Origin of the sequence: Burkholderia sp. MSMB1072, from assembly GCF_001524725.1 — a bacterium.
In the GTDB taxonomy this organism is placed as follows: domain Bacteria; phylum Pseudomonadota; class Gammaproteobacteria; order Burkholderiales; family Burkholderiaceae; genus Burkholderia.
Window position 1 is genome coordinate 26,253 of sequence record NZ_LOYC01000047.1, and the last position, 19,575, is coordinate 45,827.

Annotated in this window: 19 protein-coding genes and 1 pseudogene; 10 read left to right on the top strand and 10 right to left on the bottom strand. The window is 67.0% G+C overall.

Going from position 1 to position 19,575, the window contains the following annotated elements; translation table 11 throughout:
- The first annotated feature begins 51 nt into the window (after positions 1-51).
- Positions 52-2,085 carry an NADPH-dependent 2,4-dienoyl-CoA reductase gene (locus tag WS89_RS23210; RefSeq protein WP_059793786.1) on the top strand — a complete coding sequence of 678 codons (2,034 nt, stop codon included), beginning with the start codon at positions 52-54 and terminating at the stop codon, positions 2,083-2,085.
- A gap of 192 nt (positions 2,086-2,277) precedes the next feature.
- Here WS89_RS23210 and WS89_RS23215 read toward each other — a convergent pair whose 3' ends face one another.
- Positions 2,278-2,682, bottom strand: a complete 405-nt coding sequence (locus WS89_RS23215; RefSeq protein ID WP_034205328.1) for a DUF2471 family protein — start codon at positions 2,680-2,682, stop codon at positions 2,278-2,280.
- 164 nt (positions 2,683-2,846) lie between these two features.
- Positions 2,847-3,740, bottom strand: coding sequence for a LysR family transcriptional regulator (locus WS89_RS23220; protein WP_059501329.1), 894 nt, complete (start codon positions 3,738-3,740; stop codon positions 2,847-2,849).
- Positions 3,741-3,826: 86 nt separating this feature from the next.
- Between WS89_RS23220 and WS89_RS23225 the strand changes: the two genes are divergently transcribed.
- Positions 3,827-4,606 (top strand): NAD(P)H-dependent oxidoreductase, encoded by a 780-nt coding sequence (locus WS89_RS23225; RefSeq protein WP_059793788.1) that lies wholly within the window; start codon positions 3,827-3,829, stop codon positions 4,604-4,606.
- 140 nt (positions 4,607-4,746) lie between these two features.
- Here WS89_RS23225 and catC read toward each other — a convergent pair whose 3' ends face one another.
- The 3 genes from catC to WS89_RS23240 are packed head-to-tail and all read right to left on the bottom strand — an operon-like array spanning position 4,747 to position 7,149.
- Entirely contained in the window at positions 4,747-5,037 is a 291-nt protein-coding gene (gene catC, locus WS89_RS23230; protein ID WP_059793790.1) for a muconolactone Delta-isomerase, read from the bottom strand.
- Between the two features lie 43 nt (positions 5,038-5,080).
- The gene (gene catA / locus WS89_RS23235) at positions 5,081-5,983 is read right to left on the bottom strand and encodes a catechol 1,2-dioxygenase (RefSeq protein WP_034205324.1); all 903 of its coding nucleotides are present in this window, start codon (positions 5,981-5,983) and stop codon (positions 5,081-5,083) included.
- 32 nt (positions 5,984-6,015) lie between these two features.
- The gene (locus WS89_RS23240; RefSeq protein ID WP_059793792.1) at positions 6,016-7,149 is read right to left on the bottom strand and encodes a muconate/chloromuconate family cycloisomerase; all 1,134 of its coding nucleotides are present in this window, start codon (positions 7,147-7,149) and stop codon (positions 6,016-6,018) included.
- A 91-nt stretch (positions 7,150-7,240) separates the two neighbouring features.
- Here WS89_RS23240 and WS89_RS23245 point away from each other — a divergent pair, with 91 nt between their 5' ends.
- Positions 7,241-8,131 (top strand): LysR family transcriptional regulator, encoded by an 891-nt coding sequence (locus WS89_RS23245; RefSeq protein WP_059793794.1) that lies wholly within the window; start codon positions 7,241-7,243, stop codon positions 8,129-8,131.
- A gap of 236 nt (positions 8,132-8,367) precedes the next feature.
- Here WS89_RS23245 and andR read toward each other — a convergent pair whose 3' ends face one another.
- Complete coding sequence (gene andR / locus WS89_RS23250) at positions 8,368-9,327, bottom strand: anthranilate 1,2-dioxygenase regulatory protein AndR (RefSeq protein WP_059501317.1); 960 nt, start codon at positions 9,325-9,327, stop codon at positions 8,368-8,370.
- A gap of 212 nt (positions 9,328-9,539) precedes the next feature.
- Between andR and andAc the strand changes: the two genes are divergently transcribed.
- From andAc to WS89_RS23275, 5 genes are all read left to right on the top strand, one after another.
- A complete protein-coding gene (gene andAc, locus WS89_RS23255) occupies positions 9,540-10,811 on the top strand; it encodes an anthranilate 1,2-dioxygenase large subunit AndAc (protein ID WP_059793796.1) in 1,272 nt (423 codons plus the stop codon).
- A gap of 14 nt (positions 10,812-10,825) precedes the next feature.
- A complete protein-coding gene (gene andAd / locus WS89_RS23260; protein ID WP_059793797.1) occupies positions 10,826-11,302 on the top strand; it encodes an anthranilate 1,2-dioxygenase small subunit AndAd in 477 nt (158 codons plus the stop codon).
- Positions 11,303-11,337: 35 nt separating this feature from the next.
- Positions 11,338-11,664, top strand: coding sequence for an anthranilate 1,2-dioxygenase ferredoxin subunit AndAb (andAb, locus tag WS89_RS23265; RefSeq protein WP_006479527.1), 327 nt, complete (start codon positions 11,338-11,340; stop codon positions 11,662-11,664).
- Entirely contained in the window at positions 11,654-12,874 is a 1,221-nt protein-coding gene (gene andAa, locus WS89_RS23270; protein ID WP_059793799.1) for an anthranilate 1,2-dioxygenase system ferredoxin--NAD(+) reductase, read from the top strand. The genes andAb and andAa overlap by 11 nt, the downstream gene beginning before the upstream one ends.
- 118 nt (positions 12,875-12,992) lie before the next feature.
- Positions 12,993-14,279: a DUF445 domain-containing protein gene (locus tag WS89_RS23275; protein WP_059793802.1), complete on the top strand. Its 1,287-nt coding sequence runs from the start codon at positions 12,993-12,995 to the stop codon at positions 14,277-14,279.
- A gap of 33 nt (positions 14,280-14,312) precedes the next feature.
- On the opposite strand, the gene WS89_RS23280 is transcribed toward WS89_RS23275, so the two are convergent.
- From WS89_RS23280 to WS89_RS23295, 4 genes and pseudogenes are all read right to left on the bottom strand, one after another.
- On the bottom strand, positions 14,313-14,615 hold the full coding sequence (locus WS89_RS23280) for a HigA family addiction module antitoxin (RefSeq protein ID WP_059501307.1): 303 nt from the start codon (positions 14,613-14,615) through the stop codon (positions 14,313-14,315).
- 12 nt (positions 14,616-14,627) lie between these two features.
- A complete protein-coding gene (locus WS89_RS23285; RefSeq protein ID WP_059501305.1) occupies positions 14,628-14,906 on the bottom strand; it encodes a type II toxin-antitoxin system RelE/ParE family toxin in 279 nt (92 codons plus the stop codon).
- 382 nt (positions 14,907-15,288) lie between these two features.
- Complete coding sequence (locus WS89_RS23290; protein ID WP_006490972.1) at positions 15,289-15,588, bottom strand: addiction module antidote protein; 300 nt, start codon at positions 15,586-15,588, stop codon at positions 15,289-15,291.
- A gap of 3 nt (positions 15,589-15,591) precedes the next feature.
- Positions 15,592-15,910: pseudogene (locus tag WS89_RS23295) on the bottom strand (type II toxin-antitoxin system RelE/ParE family toxin).
- Positions 15,911-16,306: 396 nt separating this feature from the next.
- Here WS89_RS23295 and WS89_RS23300 point away from each other — a divergent pair.
- Together WS89_RS23300 and WS89_RS23305 are read left to right on the top strand one after the other, a co-directional pair.
- Positions 16,307-17,947 (top strand): acetolactate synthase large subunit, encoded by a 1,641-nt coding sequence (locus tag WS89_RS23300; RefSeq protein WP_034205314.1) that lies wholly within the window; start codon positions 16,307-16,309, stop codon positions 17,945-17,947.
- A 29-nt stretch (positions 17,948-17,976) separates the two neighbouring features.
- Positions 17,977-19,410 carry an aldehyde dehydrogenase family protein gene (locus tag WS89_RS23305; RefSeq protein WP_034205313.1) on the top strand — a complete coding sequence of 478 codons (1,434 nt, stop codon included), beginning with the start codon at positions 17,977-17,979 and terminating at the stop codon, positions 19,408-19,410.
- The last annotated feature ends 165 nt before the right edge of the window (positions 19,411-19,575 follow it).

Below are 19,575 nucleotides of genomic sequence, written 5' to 3' on the forward strand. Positions count from 1 at the left end.
CAAGACGGCGCGCGCCTACGATGGCAGGCATCGCTTATTGGCCGGATCATCATGACGACTCCCTTTCCCCATCTGCTCGCACCGCTCGATCTCGGCTTCACGACGCTGAAGAATCGCGTGCTGATGGGCTCGATGCATACGGGCCTCGAGGACAGCCGCAAGACGCTGCCGCGCCTCGCCGAATATTTCGCCGAGCGTGCGCGCGGCGGAGTCGGCCTGATCGTGACAGGCGGCTTCGCGCCGAACGTGGCCGGCTGGACCAAGCCGTTCGGCGGCATGCTGACGACGTCGGCCGCCGCGCGCCGGCATCGCGAGATCACCGGTGCCGTGCATGCGGAGGACGGCAAGATCGCGCTGCAGATCCTGCATACGGGTCGCTACGGTTATCACCCGTTCGCGGTCGCACCGTCGAAGATCAAATCGCCGATCTCGCCGTTCGCGCCGCACGAGCTGAGCGCGCGCGGCGTCGAGCGGCAGATCCGCGCGTTCGTGCGCTGCGCGACGCTGGCACGCGAAGCCGGTTACGACGGCGTCGAGATCATGGGCTCCGAGGGCTACCTGATCAACCAGTTCATCTCGATGCACACGAACAAGCGCACCGACCGGTGGGGCGGTTCGTACGAGAACCGCATGCGCCTGCCGATCGAGATCGTCGAGCGCACGCGCGAAGCGGTCGGCCGCGATTTCATCCTGATCTACCGGCTGTCGATGCTCGACCTGATTCCGGACGGCAGCGACTGGAGCGAAACCGTGCAGCTCGCGAAGGCGGTCGAGCGCGCGGGCGCGACCATCATCAACACGGGGATCGGCTGGCACGAGGCGCGCGTGCCGACGATCGCGACGTCGGTGCCGCGCGGCGCGTTCGCATGGGTGACGAAGAAGATGAAGGGCGAGGTCGGCATTCCGCTCGTGACGACCAACCGGATCAACCGGCCCGAAGTGGCCGAGCAGGTTCTCGCGGACGGCTGCGCGGACATGGTGTCGATGGCGCGCCCGCTGCTTGCGGATGCCGAGTTCGTCGTCAAGGCCGCGCAGGGCCGCGCCGACGAGATCAATACCTGCATCGGCTGCAATCAGGCATGCCTCGATCACGCGTTCAAGAACCAGATCGCATCGTGCCTGCTGAACCCGCGCGCGTGCCACGAGACCGAGCTGAAATACACGCCCGCGCCGCAGCCGAAGCGGATCGCGGTGGTCGGCGCGGGGCCGGCCGGGCTCGCCTGCTCGACGGTGCTCGCGCAGCGCGGCCATCGGGTCGACCTGTTCGACGGCGCGGCCGAGATCGGCGGCCAGTTCAACATGGCGAAGCGGATTCCGGGCAAGGAAGAGTTTCATGAAGCGCTGCGCTACTTCGGCCGGCAGGTCGAACTGACCGGCGTGAAGCTGCACCTGAACCGCCGCGTCGACGCGAGCGACCTGATCGCGGGCGGCTACGACGAGATCGTGCTGGCGACCGGCGTCGCGCCGCGCGACCCGAAGATTCCGGGGCAGGACGGGCCGAACGTGCTCAGCTATATCGACGTGCTCGCGGGCAGGCAGCCGGTGGGCCGGCGGGTCGCGGTGGTGGGCGCGGGCGGGATCGGCTTCGATGTCGCCGAATATCTGGTGCAGGACGGCGAGTCGCCGACGCTCGATCTCGACGAATGGAAAGCGGAGTGGGGCGTGACCGACCCGGCCGCGACGCGCGGCGGCGTGACGCGGGCACAGGCGTCGGCGCCGGCGCGTGAAGTGACGCTGCTGCAGCGCAAGGCCGCCCCGCTCGGCAAGGGGCTCGGCAAGACGACCGGCTGGATTCACCGTGCGACGCTGAAGATGAAGCAGGTGAAGATGATCGGCGGCGTGAACTACGAGCTGATCGATGCGCGCGGGCTGCATGTGTCGTACGGCGAGCAGCGCACCGATCACGAACTGATCGAAGCCGACACGATCGTGCTCTGCACGGGGCAGGAGCCGCAACGTGCGTTGCTCGCGCCGTTGCAGGCCGCCGGGCGCTCGGTGCACCTGATCGGCGGCGCGGAACTGGCGGCCGAACTCGACGCGAAGCGCGCGATCGATCAGGGCGCGCGGCTGGCGGCGCGGCTGTAACGGGTTGCCACTGCGACGGTCGCTCCGGCGTACGTCGCATGGCGACGATCAGCCTGCGCGACGGTTCGCGGCTTGCCGCCCGATGCGCCGATTCGCCGGTGCGGAACTGCGGCGAGCCGCAGTGCCGACCGCACGGCCGCGCAAGGCGGCGACGCGAACTCGGCCGACGGTGGCCGCGATCGCCGGCGCGGCTCAGGCCGCTTCGGCCCGCTCTTCCTCTTCCGCTTCGAGCATCGCCTTGACGATCAGATAGACGGCCGGCAGATCGTCGTCGTCGCGGCGCCAGTCGACCGGCTCCTCGACGTCCGCGGCGACCAGCCGGCTGTCGCGCAGCCGGATGAACGCGTCGACGACGGCCGGATCGTTGCGGTTCAGGAAACCGGGATTCGAGAACGCCAGCTCTTCGACGTTCAGCAGCGCCTGCCAGCTCATCGTGCGCACGGCCGCCGGGTGGGTGCGGCGGCGCAGGCCGAGCGCCCGCTGCGCGGGGCCGCCGACGACACGCTGCAGATCGACGACCGCTCGCTGCGCGGCGCGCTCGAAGTGGACGGGATTGAAGCCGGGTTGCTCGGGATCGAATGCGGAAGCCTGGAACATGGTCGCCTCACAAAAGTCCGTTCGTCTGTGGATGACGGAATTCGGGTCAAATGGTGCAAAAGCACTGTAAATATATACAGTGTTCGATGCGGTTTCAAGTCCCGAATGCAGGATTCCGTGCGTCGGCGATCGACGCGGCGAATCGCGTCGATCGGGCGAACGATCTACACCGCCGCCGCGATCGTTTCCCGCAGCCATCGATGCGCCGGATCGCGATGCATGCGCTCGTGCCACAGCATCGACATTTCATAGCCGGGCACCTCGACCGGTGCGTCCACCACGCGCAGCGCGGGCACGCCGCGCACCAGCCGCTCGGGCAGCATCGCGACGAGGTCGGTGCTCGCGACGGCCGACATCACGAACAGGAAGTGCGGTACCGACAGCACGACGCGCCGTGCGGCGCCGACTTTCGCGAGCGCTTCGTCGGTCACGCCGAAAAAGCCGCCGCCGTCGGGCGACACGATCACGTGCTCGAGCGTGCCGAACTGCGCGAGCGTGGGGCGCCGCTTCAGCTTCGGGTGGCCGGCACGGCCGATCAGCACGTAGCGCTCGACGAACAGCGGCAGGCGCCGCATGCCGGGCGGCGACCCTTCGGTCGTATGGAACGCGAGGTCGACACCGTTTCGTTCGGCATCCTGCTCGATGCGCGGCGGTACGAGCTCGATGACGGCCAGCCGCGTGCCGGGCGCGGTCGACCGCAGCGTGTGCAGCGCGGGCAGCACGATCGTCGATTCGCCGTAGTCGGTCGCGGCCACGCGCCACGTGTTCGTCGCGGTCGCGGGATCGAACGGCGCGGCCGGGAGCACCGTGCGCTCGACCGCTTCGAGCGCGTCGCGCAACGGCTCGCGCAGCGCTTCCGCGCGTGCGGTCGGCCGCATCCCGCGCGGCCCCGGCAGCAGCAGCGGATCGCCGAACACGTCGCGCAGTTTCTGCAGCTGCACGCTGACCGACGGCTGCGACATGTTCAGCCGCTCGGCCGCGCGCGTGACGTTGTGCTCGGCGAGCAGCACGTCCAGCGTGACGAGCAGGTTCAGGTCGAGCCTTCTGAGATTATTCATGGCTATAGCTGGAATATCCGAAATTCATTTCAAATATACCGTCGAAGGCGGCATCCTGCAGTCATTCAATCCACGGAGTGACGAGCATGAATGTGCTGATCGTGTATGCCCATCCCGAACCGCGGTCGCTGAACGGCGCGCTGCGCGACTTCGCCGTCGGCCATCTCGAAGCGGCCGGTCACGCGGTGCAGGTGAGCGACCTGTATGCGATGAACTGGAAGGCGGTACTCGATGCGAATGACGTGACCGATCGCACGCATGACGAGCGGTTCGATCCGTCGCTCGATTCGAAGCGCGCGTTCGCGGCAGGTACGCAAAGCGAAGACATCGCGCGGGAGCAGGACAAGCTGAAGTGGGCCGACGCGGTGATCCTGCAGTTTCCGCTGTGGTGGTTCTCGATGCCGGCGATCATGAAGGGCTGGTTCGAGCGCGTGTATGCGTACGGCTTTGCGTACGGCGTCGGCGAGCATTCCGATACGCACTGGGGCGATCGCTACGGCGAAGGCTCGCTGGCCGGCAAGCGGGCGATGATCGTCGTCACGACGGGCGGATGGGAGCCGCACTACAGCCCGCGCGGCATCAACGGACCGATCGACGACTTGCTGTTCCCGATCCAGCACGGCGTGCTGTATTACCCGGGGTTCGACGTGCTGCCGCCGTTCGTGATCTATCGGACGGGCAAGATGAACGCCGCGCGCTTCGACGAAACGTGTACGGCGCTCGGCCAGCGTCTCGACGATCTGTGGACCACGCCGCCGATTCCGTTCCGCCGCCAGAACGCGGGCGACTACGAGATTCCGGCGCTGACGCTGAAGGAGGAGATCGCGCCGGGGACGGTGGGGTTCGCCGCGCATCTGGCCGCGTGACAGGAGCTGCGCACGTCGATGCGCGGCGATGCGGGTCACCGTCGCCGAATGCAAAACGCCCCGGGCGGCCTGCGTGACATCGCCGGCCGCCCGGGGCGTGCATCTCGCGGCCGTCGGTCACGGTCGCGCTGCATCGTTGCTTACCGATCGTCTTCCCGCACCGACGAAGGATGCCGGCACAGCGCCCGCACCTCCATCTCCATATACGGAAACAGCGGCAACTGACTCAGCACGTCGTGCAGTTGCTGCACGCTTTCGACTTCGAAGATACTGACGTTCGCATACTGTCCGGCGATCCGCCACAGATGCCGCCACACGCCTTCGTTCATCAACCGCTGGCACATCGCCTTTTCTTCCGCCTTCAGCGTCGCCGCCTTGACCGGATCCATGTCCGCCGGCAGGCGAACGGTCATTTCCACATGAAACAGCATCCTGCACTCCTTACGTTGTCGATTCGTCGAACGGGACGGGCGCTCACGCCTGCGCGCGGGGCCGCTCGACTTCGCTCCCCGGCACGTCCTGCTTGTCCTTGAGCAGCGAGAAATCGAAGTCAATCAGCGCGAACTGCCCGTCGACGCCGTATGGCTTGCCTTCCGCGCCCTCCGCCTGCCTGACCGGCGGGATCAGCCCATCGCGCGTCGCGAACGCGAAGTCGTCCCACAGATGCGGATCGCCATCGATGTTGATCTGCGTCGTCAGCTTACGATACCCGTCCGCGGAAACGAAAAAATGGATGTGCGCCGGACGATGGCCGTGGCGGCCGAGCTGGTCGAGCAGTTGCTCGGTCTTGCTGCCCGGCGGCACGCTGTAGCCGACCGGCAGCACGCTGCGGAAGCTGTAACGGCCTTCGGCATCGGTGCGGATCGAGCGGCGCAGATTGAACGCGGGCTGCGACGGGTCGAAGTACGAGTAATTGCCCAGGTGGTTCGCATGCCACACCTCGACCAGCGCGTTCGCGAGCGGTGCGCCGTCCTGGCCGAGCACCCGGCCGCGCATGATCAGCGTCTGGCCCGGATCGGTGCCGTCGTCGAGCCGTGCATGGCCGACCGATTCCGGCGCGCCGGCGACATACAGCGGCCCTTCGATCGTGCGCGGCGTGCCGCCGTGGATGCCGGCCTTTTCCTCGGCTTCGTCCATCCGCACGTCGAGGAAGCGTTCGAGGCCGAGGCCCGCGGCGATCAGCCCGAATTCGCGGCCGGCTTCGTTCAGGAAGTTCAGGGCCGTCCAGAATTCGCTCGGCTGCACGTCGAAGTCCTCGATCGTGTAGCAGATGTCCTTCACGATCCGGTTGACGATCGCGCGCACGCGCGGGTTGCCGGGCTTCTCGGCGGCGTCGTCGAAGGTCTTCAGCAGTGCGTCGATGGCTTGCTTGTTCATCTGTGTCTCCGGTTTCGGTTGTCGTGTGGGGATCAGCGGGCGTCGCGCCGCATCCGTTCGATGCGGGCCCAGTCGAAGGTGAGGCCGAGGCCGGGCGCTGCCGGCAGATGCAGCTTGAAGTCCTGGTAGCGCAGCGGCTCGACGAGGATCTCCTCGGTGAGCAGCAGCGGGCCGAACAGTTCGGTGCCCCATTTCAGCGAGTCGAACGTGCTGAACAGTTGCGCGGACGCCATCGTCCCGGCCGCGCCTTCGAGCATCGTGCCGCCGTACAGTTCGATGCCGGCCGCCGCGGCGATCGACGCGACGCTCGCCGCGCCCTGCAGGCCGCCCGATTGCGCGATCTTCACCGCGAACACGTCGGCCGCGCGATCCTGCGCGAGCGCGAACGCGTCGACGGGGCCGTGCAGCGCCTCGTCGGCCATGATCGGCACCTGCGCGAGCTGCGTGAGGCGTTTCAGCCCCGCACGGTTGGTCGCGGCGATCGGCTGCTCGACGAGGCTCACGCCGGCGTCGGCGAGCCGCGCGCCGGCCCAGATCGCCTCGGTTTCGCTCCAGGCCTGGTTCACGTCGACCCGCACGTCGCCGCGCTCGCCGAGCGCGCGCTTGATCGCGACGACGTGCGCCACGTCGTCGGCGACCGCGTTCGCGCCGATCTTCAGCTTGAACGCACGATGGCGGCGGGCTTCGAGCATCGCTTCGGCTTCCGCGATGTCGCGCTGCGTGTCGCCGCTCGCGAGCGTCCATGCGACATCGACCGCATCGGTCCGCCGCCCGCCAAACAGCTCGGACAGCGGCACGCCCAGACGCTGCGCCTGCGCGTCGAACAGCGCGGTCTCGATCGCGCACTTCGCGAAGCGGTTGCCCTGAAACAGCTTGCGCACCCGCGCCATCGCGGCGCCGGGGCGCGTCGCGTCCATGCCTTGCAGCAGCGGCGCGAAATAGGCGTCGAGGTTGATCTTGATGCTTTCGGGGCTTTCCTCGCCATAGGCGAGGCCGCCGATGGTCGTCGCCTCGCCGACGCCTTCGATACCGTCCGTGCATCGAATTCGGACCAATACGAGCGTCTGGCAATTCATCGTGGCGACCGACAATTTGTGGGGCCTGATCGTCGGTACATCGACCAGCAACGTCTCGATGCGCTCGATGGCGGCGGCGGTTGCTATCATGCGATTCCTCCTGTTGGTGCACATGGTAGGAATTCCCGCCCCGCGTCGTCCAACACTCTTTCCGACTACTTCCATACCTTTGAGGCATGAAATGGAATTGCGTCAGCTCCGTTACTTCATCGCCGTCGCCGAGGAAATGAACATCACGCGGGCCGCGGAGCGGCTGCACATGACGCAGCCGCCGCTGAGCCGCCAGCTCCAGGCGATCGAGGACGAGATCGGGTTGCCGCTGTTCGAGCGCGGCGCGCGGCCGCTGAAACTGACCGATGCCGGGCGCGTGTTCTATGCCCAGGCGAAACGTCTGGTCGACCAGGCCGACGAGCTCGGGCCGCTGACGCGGCGGCTCGCGCAACTGTCGGAGCGGATCGTGATCGGTTTCGTGCCGTCGACGCTGTACGGCGCGCTGCCGGACGTGATCCGTGCGTTTCGCGAGGCGCAGCCGGACGTCGAGCTGTCGCTGATCGAGATGTTCACGCTCGAACAACTGGGCGCGCTGAAGGGCGGGCGGATCGACGTGGGGTTCGGCCGCTTGCGCTTCGACGACGACCAACTGGTGCGCGAGGCGCTGATCGAGGAGAAGCTGATCGCGGCGCTGCCGGTCGGGCATCGGCTCGCCGATCCGGCCCGGCCGCTGACGCTCGCGGATCTCGCGAACGAGACGATGATCGTCTATCCGAGCACGCCGCGGCCGAGCTTCGCCGATCAGCAGTTGTCGGCGCTGCGCGACGGGGCGGTCGTGCCGGCGGCCGTGCACGAGGTGCGCGAACTGCAGACGGCGCTCGGGCTCGTCGCCGCCCAGGTGGGCGTGTCGCTGGTGCCGGAGAGCGTGGAGGGCGTGCGCGTGAAGGGCGTCGTCTATCGGCGGCTGCCAGAGCCGGGCGCGACGTCGCCGATCATCATGAGCCGCCGGCTGCACGGCGAAAGCGCTGCCACGGCGGCGTTCTGCGCGATTGCGCGGGAGATGATCGTGCCGGCCGCATAGCGAAGCCGCCCGCCTCTCGACTGTAACTAACGGTCCGGCCCGGCGGCGGCGAGCGGACGCATGTGCGGGGTCCGTTGCGCGGCGATGTCGGTGGGCATCGGCATGCGGCTACTGCGGGCGAGGCGGCAGGCACATCGGAGGGTCGGGCACGCCGGGAAGGCCGGGAAGGCCGGGGAGATCGGACGGCCCGGGCAGGGCAGGCAGATCGGGAAGGTCGGCAAGCCCGCGCGTCCGGGCTACCGCTTCCCGTCGAGCGTGTCCGACGGCGATTCGCCGAACTTCTCCCGATACGCCATGGCGAACCGGCCGAGGTGTGTAAATCCGCAATCGAGCGCGATATCGGCGATCCGCCGGTCGGACGCCGCGCCGCGCAGCAGTTCGCGCGCGTGCGCGAGCCGCGTCGCGCGCAGGTATTGCATCGGGCTCATGCCGCGGAATTGCAGGAACGCGTCGCGCAGCGTTCGTTCGGGCACGTTGGCGGCCTGGACGATATCGGCGAGCTGCAGCGGCTGCGCATAGTGCGCATCGACGAATTCCTGCGCGCGCCGGACGAAGCCCGGCGCTGGGTCGCGATGCGACGCCTGCAGCGCGGACGGCGGGTGACCTTCGATCAGCAGGTCGATCAGCAGATGCTCGAGCTGCGATGCGACCCGCGGGTTCGCGTTCGCGCGTTCGAGCAGCTCGGGCGACCGCGCGACGAGCATCAGTTGCTGGCGCCACGCGGCGAGCGCGGCGTCGCTGATGTGCAGCACGGGGTCGAGCGTCGCGCGCGGATCGCCGGTCAGCGAACCGACGGTCGCCGCGTCGATGCGCAGCACGAACTGCTCGCAATCGGCCGACAGCATCGCGTCGAAGCGCTCGCCGGGCGCGCACAGCACGCCGGTCTGCCCGTCGACGCCGAGCTGCCGCCCCATCGCGCGCACTTGTGCCTGACCGGACAGGCAGAACATCAGCAGGTAGTAGCCGTCGACGGCGTCGACCTGCACGCGCATCGCGTCGCCGAACGCGATCGTGCCGATCCCGAGGCCGCCCAGCCTGACGAAATCCATGTGCGACGCACCGTGCACGCGGCCGTTCGGCAGCAGCGCGTGCGGCTGCATCACACGCGAGATCCGCTCGCGCGTCTCGTCGAGATCGCGGGATTCGAACAGCCGGTGCGCACGCAGCGCGAGCGGCTCGAACGACGTTGGGGACATGGGCCTCAGCCTTGGTATGGACGACGCGCGCTTCGATCCGACGAATGGGCCGCGCTCGTGCGCCGGTCGCGTGTGCCGTCATGCTAGCGCAGAAATCCGCCGAAAGTGGATATTGCGCCGCCGCAATCGCACTTTCCGGATAGACGCCGAATATTAGCGTTTCAAAAATCGGCTCCATGCATTCAACGCAACGGATCGACAAGGAGTCTGACATGGAGCAGACAGAATCGCCCGTCGTTTTCGCCGCGCGCGGCGACGCATCCGACGTGATCTTCCCGCACGACGACGGCTCGCGCGTGCCGTACAAGGTGTTCAGCTCGCAGGCGGTCTACGAACGCGAGCAGGAACGCATCTTTCGCGGGCCGACGTGGAATTTCGTCGCGCTCGAAGCGGAAATCCCGAACGCAGGCGACTTCAAGAGCACGTTCGTCGGCGATACGCCGGTGGTCGTCACCCGCACCGAGGACGGCGCGCTGTCCGCGTGGGTGAACCGCTGCGCGCACCGCGGCGCGCAGGTGTGCCGCAAGTCGCGCGGCAACGCGAGCTCGCACACGTGCGTTTATCACCAGTGGAGCTTCGACAGCCAGGGCAACCTGCTCGGCGTGCCGTTCCGGCGCGGCCAGAAGGGCATGACCGGGATGCCGGGCGACTTCGATCCGAAGCAGCACGGGCTGCGCAAGCTGCGCGTCGACAGCTATCGCGGGCTCGTGTTCGCGACCTTCAGCGACGAGGTCGCGCCGCTGCCCGAGTATCTCGGCGAGCAGATGCGCCCGTGGATCGACCGGATCTTCCACAAGCCGATCGAGTATCTCGGCTGCACGCGCCAGTATTCGAAGTCGAACTGGAAGCTATACATGGAGAACGTGAAGGACCCGTATCACGCGAGCATGCTGCACCTGTTCCATACGACCTTCAACATCTTCCGCGTCGGGATGAAGGCGCGCTCGATTCCGGACGCGAACCACGGGCTGCACAGCATCATCACGGTGACGAAGACGGGCGACGATACGTCGGCGGCATACAAGCAGCAGAACATCCGTTCGTTCGACGAGGGCTTTCATCTGGAGGACGAATCGATTCTCGATCTCGTGTCGGAATACGACGAGGACTGCACGAACCATATCCAGCCGATCTTCCCGCAGCTCGTGATCCAGCAGATCCACAACACGCTGGTCGCGCGCCAGATCCTGCCGAAGGGGCGGGACAACTTCGAGCTGATCTTCCACTTCTTCGGTTATACGGACGACACGCCCGAGCTGCGCGCGCTGCGCATCAAGCAGGCGAACCTCGTCGGGCCGGCCGGCTATATCTCGATGGAGGACACGGAAGCGACCGAGCTCGTGCAGCGCGGCACGGTGCGCGACGCGGATGCGACGTCGGTGATCGAGATGTCGCGCGGCAATCCGGACCAGCAGGACACGGTGATCACCGAGAGCCTGATCCGCAAGTTCTGGGTCGGCTACCAGAAGCTGATGGGCTATTGAGGCAGGAGCAGAAAATGACGGAAGACATGAAGACGTGGTTCGAGATTTACATGCTCCAGAACCGCTACATCGGGCATCTCGACAATGATCGGCTCGAACACTGGCCGGAAATGTTCACCGAGGACTGCACGTACGAAATCGTGCCGAAGGAGAACGCCGATCTCGGGCTGCCGGTCGGGATCGTGCACTGCACGAACCAGCGGATGCTGCGCGACCGCGTGGTGTCGCTGCGGCACGCGAACATCTACGAAGCGCATACGTACCGGCACATGACGTCGGGCCTGACGATCGTTGCCGAGCGCGACGGCGAAATCGACACCGAGAGCAACTACGTGGTCGTGCAGACCCGCAGCAACGGCGAATCGAACGTGTACCAGGCCGGCAAGTACTACGACACGGTCGTGCGCACGCCCGAGGGGTTGCGCTACAAGACCAAGCGCGTGATCTACGACACGTCGCGCGTGCAGACGCTGCTCGCGACGCCGATCTGACCGATCCGACCGATCTGAAGAAGCAAGGAATCGACATGACCGAAGCAACGCTGGCCGAGTGGCATCCGCTCGGCGCTTTCGACGAATTCTCCGAAGACGAACCGGCGGCGCGCGTCGCCGGCCAGAAGCCGATCGCCGTGTTCCGGATCGGCGACGAACTGTTCGCGATGCACGACCTCTGCACGCACGGGCATGCGCGGCTGTCCGAAGGCTATGTGGAGGACGGCTGCGTCGAATGCCCGCTGCACCAGGGGCTGATCGACATTCGCACCGGCGCGCCGAAATGCGCGCCGATCACCGAGCCGGTGCGGACCTATCCGATCCGGATCGTCGACGGACAGGTGGAAGTCAATGTCGGCTGATCCGTTCGTGATCGTCGGCGCCGGCCATGCGGCGCGGCGCACGGCCGAGGCGCTGCGCGAGCGCGACGCCGCGGCGCGCATCGTGATGATCGGCGCGGAGCGCGAGTTGCCGTACGACCGGCCGGCGCTGTCGAAGGATGCGCTGCTGAGCGACGGCGGCGAGCAGCGTGCGTTCATCCGCGATGCCGCGTGGTACGACGCGCAGCGCATCGAGCTGCGGCTCGGCGCGCGCGTCGAAGCGATCGAGCGGGACGCACGGCGCGTGCGGCTCGACGACGGTGCGACGTTGCCGTACGCGAAGCTCGTGCTCGCGACGGGCTCGCGCGTGCGGACGTTCGGCGGCCCGGTCGACGCAGGTATCGTGCCGCATTACGTGCGTACCGTGGCGGATGCGCGTGCGTTGCGTGCGCAACTTGCGCCCGGACGCCGCGTGGCGGTGCTCGGCGGCGGCTTCATCGGCCTCGAGGTCGCGGCGGCCGCACGCCAGCTCGGCTGCGACGTGACGGTGATCGACCCGGCCGCGCGCCTGCTGCAGCGTGCGTTACCGGAAGCCGTCGGCGCGTATGCGCGGCAATTGCACGATGCGCGCGGTGTGCGTTTCCGGATGGCGACGCTGCCGCGCGCGATTCGCCGCGCGCCGGACGGCGGCGCCGTCGTCGAGACCGATCGCGGCGACGTGCCGGCCGACATCGTCGTGGTCGGTATCGGCGTCGTGCCCAACGTCGAGCTGGCGCAGGCCGCCGGGCTCGACGTCGACAACGGGATACGCGTCGACGCGGGCTGCCGCACGGCCGATGCCGCGATCTTCGCGGCGGGCGAGGTGACGATGCACTTCAATCCGCTGCTTGGGCGCCACGTACGGATCGAATCGTGGCAGGTGGCCGAAAACCAGCCGGCCGTCGCGGCCGCGAACCTGCTCGGCGCCGACGAGCGCTATGCCGAACTGCCGTGGCTGTGGTCCGATCAGTACGATTGCAACCTGCAGATGCTCGGGCTGTTCGGCAGCGAACGCACGACCGTCGTGCGCGGCGATCCCGCGAGCGGGCCGTTCACGGTGTTCGGGCTCGGCGACGACGGCAGGATCGTCGCGGTGGCCGCGGCGAACCTCGGGCGCGACATCGGTGCGTCGCGGCGGTTGATCGCGGCGGGCGCGGTGCCCGATCCGGCGAAGCTGGCCGATCCGGCGGTCAATCTGAAGACGTTCATGTAGCGGCGGCGCGCGCGGCGCGTGTGCGCTGGGTGAGCCGGGCGTGCCGGGCGCGGCGGCGGGTTTGTCGGTTGCGGCGAAATCGGGGATATTAGCGGCATCGCCGATTCGCCCGTCCTCCATGACGCCAGACAAAGCCCTCGAACTGAAACGAAGCAAGCGCCGTGCGCTGTGGCTGCTGCTGGCGGCCGTCGCGGTGTTCGTCGCCACCATCCTGCTGCCGCGCGGCCCGTGGGTCGACGGCTTCAAGGCGGTGGCCGAAGCCGCGATGGTCGGTGCGCTCGCCGACTGGTTCGCGGTCGTCGCGTTGTTCCGCCGCGTGCCGATCCCGTTCGTGTCGCGCCATACCGAAATCATTCCGAAGAACAAGGACAAGATCGCCGACAACCTCGCGGTGTTCGTGCGCGAGAAATTCCTCGGCCCCGACGCGCTCGCCGCGCAGATCCGCCAGCACGATCCCGCGCAGAAGCTCGGCGTGTGGCTCGGCGAGCCGGCGAATACCGACGCGCTCGGCGGCTACGTGACGAAGCTGACGAGCTTCGCGCTGGACATGACCGACGACGCGCGGATCCAGTCGTTCGTCCACGATGCGTTCCGCGCGGTGATCGACCGGGTCGACCTGTCGCAATCCGCCGGCGCGATCCTCGACACGCTGACGAAGGACGGCCGTCACCAGGCGCTGCTCGACGACGCGATCGAACAGGTGGTCGACGTGCTCGACAAGGAAGAGAACCGCGAGGTGATCGCAGGCTTCATCGTCGAATGGCTGAAGACGCAATACCCGAAAGTCGAGAAGATCATGCCGACGCAGTGGTTCGGCGAGAACGGCGCGCGAATGCTCGCGAGCGCGGTGAGCCGCGTGCTCGAAGGCGTCGCCGCCGATCCCGGGCACGAGCTGCGGCAACGCTTCGACCGGACGGTCGTGCGGCTGACCGAACGGCTGAAGCACGACCCCGCGTTCATCGCGAAGGGCGAGGAGATCAAGCGCTATATTCGCGACGGCGATGCGTTCAACGAGTATGTGCGCGACTTGTGGGACCAGTTGCGCGCGTGGCTGAAGGCCGATCTCGCGCGCCCCGATTCGGCGCTGCACCGGCAGGCCGCGACGCTCGGCGGCTGGCTCGGTGCGCGGCTCGCCGAGAGCCCGGCGCTGCGTGCGTCGCTGAACGAGCACGTCGAGAAGGCCGTGCACGAGATGGCGCCCGATTTCGCCGATTTCCTGATGCGTCACATTCGCGACACGGTGCGCAACTGGGATGCGCGCGAGATGTCGCGGCAGATCGAGCTGAACATCGGCAAGGATCTCCAGTACATCCGCATCAACGGCACGCTGGTCGGCGGGCTGATCGGGCTCGGGTTGTATCTGGTGTCGCTCGCGCCGCGCTGGGCGGCCGGCTGGCTGCATTGACGCGGGCACGCGAACGAACGGCGGACTGCGTGCCTACGCGTGCGTGCGTTCGCGCGGTTCGACCTTGCGGTCGATCTCGCTGCGCGTCGGCAGCGTCTTGAGGTCGTACGTGGCTTGCAGGTTCAGCCAGAATTCCGGCGACGTATCGAAGTAGCGCCCGAGCCGGTAGGCCGTATCGGCCGTGATTCCGCGCCGTTCCTTGACGATTTCGTGCAACCGCGTTGCCGGCACGTTCAACGCGAGCGCCAGCGCGTTGACGCTCAGTTCCAGCGGAACGAGGAATTCTTCCCGAAGGATTTCGCCCGGATGAATCGGGCGCATTCCGTTCTTGAGCATGCGAAGCTCCAGTCAGTGATAGTCGACGATCTCGACCTGGGCGGGGCCATCGTCGCTCCATACGAAACAAATCCGCCATCGCTCGTTGATGCGGATGCTGTGCTGACCTTCCCGATCGCCTTGCAACGCCTCGAGCCTGTTGCCGGGAGGCGCCCGCAAATCGCGCAGTTCCTTCGCTGCGGCAATCATTTGCAGTTTCCGGGTGGCAACCGTTTCGATCGCGCGGAAGCGCTTGGGCGTTTCTCCTGCGAAAAGCAACTGCGTGTCTTTGCATCGGAACGAATCGATCATTACGGTCAGAGTATTACGTTTAGCGTAATACGTCAATGGGAATGAAGTGACTTCGGCGATGCGCGCGCCGAAGCGTTGTCGCGTGAGATGAACAACAGGAGACCTACCAGATTGGAAATCAATGGAGGTCGACGCGTGACGACAGGCGTCGCCGATGCGTGCCCACCGGTTTCTGTCGTTCCGACGAGTATGGAGGCGTTCGATGCCTTTAAGGGGCCGATATGCCATTCGGACGACCGGACGCATCGACGGCACGCAGGCCGGCGGGCTGATCGGGCAAGGGTCGTATCGGGTGTCGCTCGCACCGCGCTGGGCGGCCGGCTGGCTGCATTGACGCGGGCACGGACGTTGCGCGGGCAGCGCGACGCCGTGCGCCGCCAGGTCACGCGGCAGCCTTGGCGCCGTGCAATTGCAGGCCGAGCGCCTTGATGACTTTCAGGATCGTGCCGAAGCTCGGATTGCCGTCGTGCGACAGCGCCTTGTACAGCCCTTCGCGCGACAGGCCCGCATCGCGCGCGACCTGCGACATGCCGCGTGCGCGGGCGATCACGCCGAGCGCGTGCGCGATGAAGGCCGGATCGTCGCCGGCTTCCTGCAGGCATGCGTCGAAGTAGTCGGCCATGTCGTCTTCGGTTTTCAGGTGTTCGGCCGAATCCCATGGCCGCGTCTTGATCTTGTCCATCGATCACTCCATGTCGAGGTGCGCGAGCATTGCGTGCGCGGCGCGTATGTCGGCCTGTTGCGTCGATTCATCGCCGCCGCCAAGCAGGATGACCCGGATCGTCGCGCGCCGGACGTAGTAGACGCGGTAGCCGGGCCCATGATCGATGCGCATTTCGACGACGGGGCGCGCCGGCGGATTTCCAGTCGCCGGGATTGCCCATCGACAGGCGGTCGATGCGCGCCTGGATGCGGCGCTTGGCGATGCGATCGGGCAGGCCGGCAAACCAGGCGTCGAAGGCGTCGGTGGTCCGGATGCTGAATGCCGGGCAACTGTAGGGCATGAATGGCAATGTGTAAACCATGGTTCACATGTCTGTCGAATTGAACATCGTTGCCATTACAGCCCGGCCGGGGGCATCGCCGGACGTTTCCCGGCCGTCCGGCCGATCTTTCCGCTGCCGGAGTCGGCCATCCGGCCGAAGCCGGAATTTCGCGAATCCGTCTACAATCGAAAACGTCTTTGCCGTCCGTGCGTGCTTGCCGCGCGCGGGCGGGTCCGTTCGTCCTCCGGCATCCGGAGGCGCCGCCGCGCAGCACGCATCTGGTATTGCGTCTTGCGCGGCGAGCAGTGCCGTGGTCTGTGTCCAGTAGGTAAGGCGTCCGCGTGCCGTAGGCCGGCGCGCGTCCTGAACGCCGCGTGTCCGTAGGCCGGGCAGGCGGCATAACCGAGAGTCCCCATGAAAGCATCGGATCTGTTCGTGAAGGCGCTGGAAGCCGAAGGCGTCGAGTACGTGTTCGGCATTCCAGGCGAAGAAAACCTCGATCTGCTCGAATCGCTGCGGCGATCGAAGATCAAGCTCGTGCTGACCCGGCACGAGCAAGCCGCCGGGTTCATGGCCGCCACCTACGGCCGCCTCACGGGGCGCACCGGCGTGTGTCTCGCGACGCTCGGGCCGGGCGCGACGAACTTCGTGACGGCCGCCGCGTATGCGCAGCTCGGCGGGATGCCGATGCTGATGATCACCGGGCAGAAGCCGATCAAGTCCAGCAAGCAGGGCCATTTCCAGATCGTCGACGTGGTCGACATGATGCAGCCGCTCACGAAGTTCACGCGGCAAATCGTGTCGATCGGCAACATTCCGTCGGCCGTGCGCGAAGCGTTCCGCCGCGCGGAGGAAGAGCGCCCGGGCGCCGCGCACCTCGAGCTGCCCGAAGACATCGCGCACGAAGAGGGCGACGGCAAGCCGATTCCGCGCAGCTACAGCCGGCGGCCGGTGGCGGAGGAGAAGGCGGTCGCGCACGCGGTCGACGCGATCCAGGCCGCGCGCCATCCGCTGCTGATGATCGGCGCGGGCGGCAACCGCAAGACCACCTGCAAGATGCTGCTCGAATTCGTCGACAAGACGGGCATCCCGTTCTTCACGACGCAGATGGGCAAGGGCGTGATCGACGAGACGCACCCGCTGTGGCTCGGCAACGCGACGCTGTCCGACGGCGACTTCGTGCATCGCGCGATCGAGCATGCGGATTGCATCATCAACGTCGGCCACGACGTGATCGAGAAGCCGCCGTTCTTCATGCGCACCGACGACAAGACCGTGATCCACGTGAACTTCCTCGGCGCGCAGGTCGACCCCGTCTATTTTCCGCAGATCGAGGTGGTCGGCGACATCGCGAACGCGGTGTGGCAGATGAAGGAAGCGGTGAGGCCGCAACCGCATTGGGATTTCGAGCGCTTCGCGATGATCAAGACGCATTTCGACGCGCATCTGGAAAAGGGCCAGCACGATCCGCGCTTTCCGATGTATCCGGTGCGGATCGTGAACGACCTGTACAACGCGCTGCCGCTCGACGGCATCGTCTGCCTCGACAACGGGATGTACAAGATCTGGTTCGCGCGCTACTGGCGTGCGCACGAGCCGAATTCGCTGCTGCTCGACAACGCGCTCGCGTCGATGGGCGCGGGCCTGCCGTCGGCGATCGCGACGAAGATCGTGCATCCGCAGCGCAAGGTGATCGCCGTGTGCGGCGACGGCGGCTTCATGATGAATTCGCAGGAGCTCGAAACGGCCGTGCGGCTGAAGCTCGACATCGTCGTGATGATCCTGCGCGACGATGCGTTCGGGATGATCCGCTGGAAGCAGGAGAACATGAATTTCCCCGATTTCGCGATGACGCTGAAGAATCCCGACTTCGTGTCGTACGCGCAGAGCTACGGCGCGCACGGGCATCGCGTCGAATCGGCCGACGATCTCGAGCCGTTGCTGCGCGAGTGCTTCTCGTCGCCGGGCGTGCACGTGATCGACGTGCCGATCGACTACTCCGACAACGAGCGCGTGCTGAACCGCGAGATCAAGCGCCTGTCGGCGCAACTCTGAATGCCCCGTTCACAGGAAGGAGTCGTTTCATGTTGAAGGAAACCTATCCGTACTACCTCGCCAACGAAGCCGTCTACGCGAACACCGATCTGGAGGTGACAGACAAGTTCAGCGGCAAGGTCGCCACGCGCGTCGCGCTGGCCGACGCGAAGGCGATCGATGCGGCGATCGCCGCGGCCGTCGACGCCACGAAGCCGATGCGCGAGATGCCCGCCTACCGGCGGCAGGCCGTGCTCGATCATTGCGTCGCGCGATTTCGCGAACGTTTCGACGAGCTGGCCGAGGCGCTGTGCATCGAGGCCGGCAAGCCGATCAACGATTCGAAGGGCGAAGTCACGCGGCTGATCGATACGTTCCGCGTCGCGTCCGAGGAATCGGTGCGCATCGACGGCGAGATCGTCAACCTCGAGATCTCCGCGCGTGCGCAGGGCTATACGGGCTACACGAAGCGCGTGCCGATCGGCCCGTGCTCGTTCATCTCGCCATTCAACTTCCCGTTGAACCTCGCCGCGCACAAGGTCGCGCCCGCGCTCGCGGCCGGCTGTCCGTTCGTGCTGAAGCCGGCGAGCCGCACGCCGATCGGCGCGCTGATCATCGGCGAGGTGCTCGCGGAAACCGACCTGCCGAAGGGCGCGTTCTCGGTGCTGCCCGCGCATCGCGACGGCGCCGACCTGTTCACGACCGACGAGCGCTTCAAGCTGCTGTCGTTCACCGGTTCGCCTGCCGTCGGCTGGGCGCTGAAGGAGAAGGCCGGCAAGAAGAAAGTCGTGCTGGAGCTCGGCGGCAACGCGGCCGCGATCGTCGATGCCGACCAGCGCGAGCGGCTCGACTACGTGGTCGAGCGGCTCGCGTTCGGCGCGTACTACCAGTCGGGCCAGAGCTGCATCGGCGTGCAGCGGATCCTCGTGCATGCCGACCTTTACGACGCGTTGCGCGAGAAGCTGATCGCGAAGACGCGTTCGCTGAAGATGGGCGATCCGAAGGATCCGTCGACGTTCGTCGGCCCGATGATCTCCGAATCCGAGTCGCGCCGGCTGTCGGGCTGGATGGACGCGGCCGTCGCGGCGGGGGCGAAGATCGTCGCGGGCGGCAAGGTCGACGGCGCGATGTTCGAGGCGACGCTGCTGGAAAACGTCGGCCGCGAGCAGGACCTGTACCGGAAGGAGGCGTTCGGCCCGGTCGCGATCCTCGAGAAGTTCGACCGCTTCGACGACGCGCTGGCACGCGTGAACGACAGCGACTTCGGGCTGCAGGCCGGCGTGTTCACCGATTCGCTCACGCATGCGCAGCGCGCGTGGGACGAACTGGAGGTCGGCGGCGTCGTGATCAACGACGTGCCGTCGTTCCGCGTCGACAACATGCCGTACGGCGGCGTGAAGGATTCGGGCCTCGGCCGCGAAGGCGTCCGCTACGCGATCGAAGACATGACCGAGCCGCGGCTGATGGTGGTGCGGCGTCGGTAACGCGCGGCAGGCGGCGCGGCGCCGCGACGGCACGCGGGCGGGCGATCGGGCCGGCCCGCGTGCCGTTTTTCATGGCGGCGCGCGGGGCGGCACGGTACCGCGCGTGCGCTGCGCGGCCGCCCGAAACAGGCTCGACTACGGGCGTCGCCTCGTGATGTAATCGCG

Coding starts and splice junctions, on each gene's coding strand:
- catA (WP_034205324.1), bottom strand. CDS start 5,983: ATGAACAAGCAAGCCATCGACGCACTGCTGAAGACCTTCGACGACGCC.
- WS89_RS23210 (WP_059793786.1), top strand. CDS start 52: ATGACGACTCCCTTTCCCCATCTGCTCGCACCGCTCGATCTCGGCTTC.
- andR (WP_059501317.1), bottom strand. CDS start 9,327: ATGTCCCCAACGTCGTTCGAGCCGCTCGCGCTGCGTGCGCACCGGCTG.
- WS89_RS23275 (WP_059793802.1), top strand. CDS start 12,993: ATGACGCCAGACAAAGCCCTCGAACTGAAACGAAGCAAGCGCCGTGCG.
- WS89_RS23280 (WP_059501307.1), bottom strand. CDS start 14,615: ATGCTCAAGAACGGAATGCGCCCGATTCATCCGGGCGAAATCCTTCGG.
- andAa (WP_059793799.1), top strand. CDS start 11,654: ATGTCGGCTGATCCGTTCGTGATCGTCGGCGCCGGCCATGCGGCGCGG.
- WS89_RS23305 (WP_034205313.1), top strand. CDS start 17,977: ATGTTGAAGGAAACCTATCCGTACTACCTCGCCAACGAAGCCGTCTAC.
- WS89_RS23215 (WP_034205328.1), bottom strand. CDS start 2,682: ATGTTCCAGGCTTCCGCATTCGATCCCGAGCAACCCGGCTTCAATCCC.
- WS89_RS23245 (WP_059793794.1), top strand. CDS start 7,241: ATGGAATTGCGTCAGCTCCGTTACTTCATCGCCGTCGCCGAGGAAATG.
- andAc (WP_059793796.1), top strand. CDS start 9,540: ATGGAGCAGACAGAATCGCCCGTCGTTTTCGCCGCGCGCGGCGACGCA.
- WS89_RS23240 (WP_059793792.1), bottom strand. CDS start 7,149: ATGATAGCAACCGCCGCCGCCATCGAGCGCATCGAGACGTTGCTGGTC.
- WS89_RS23225 (WP_059793788.1), top strand. CDS start 3,827: ATGAATGTGCTGATCGTGTATGCCCATCCCGAACCGCGGTCGCTGAAC.
- WS89_RS23290 (WP_006490972.1), bottom strand. CDS start 15,588: ATGGACAAGATCAAGACGCGGCCATGGGATTCGGCCGAACACCTGAAA.
- andAd (WP_059793797.1), top strand. CDS start 10,826: ATGACGGAAGACATGAAGACGTGGTTCGAGATTTACATGCTCCAGAAC.
- WS89_RS23285 (WP_059501305.1), bottom strand. CDS start 14,906: ATGATCGATTCGTTCCGATGCAAAGACACGCAGTTGCTTTTCGCAGGA.
- catC (WP_059793790.1), bottom strand. CDS start 5,037: ATGCTGTTTCATGTGGAAATGACCGTTCGCCTGCCGGCGGACATGGAT.
- WS89_RS23220 (WP_059501329.1), bottom strand. CDS start 3,740: ATGAATAATCTCAGAAGGCTCGACCTGAACCTGCTCGTCACGCTGGAC.
- WS89_RS23300 (WP_034205314.1), top strand. CDS start 16,307: ATGAAAGCATCGGATCTGTTCGTGAAGGCGCTGGAAGCCGAAGGCGTC.
- andAb (WP_006479527.1), top strand. CDS start 11,338: ATGACCGAAGCAACGCTGGCCGAGTGGCATCCGCTCGGCGCTTTCGAC.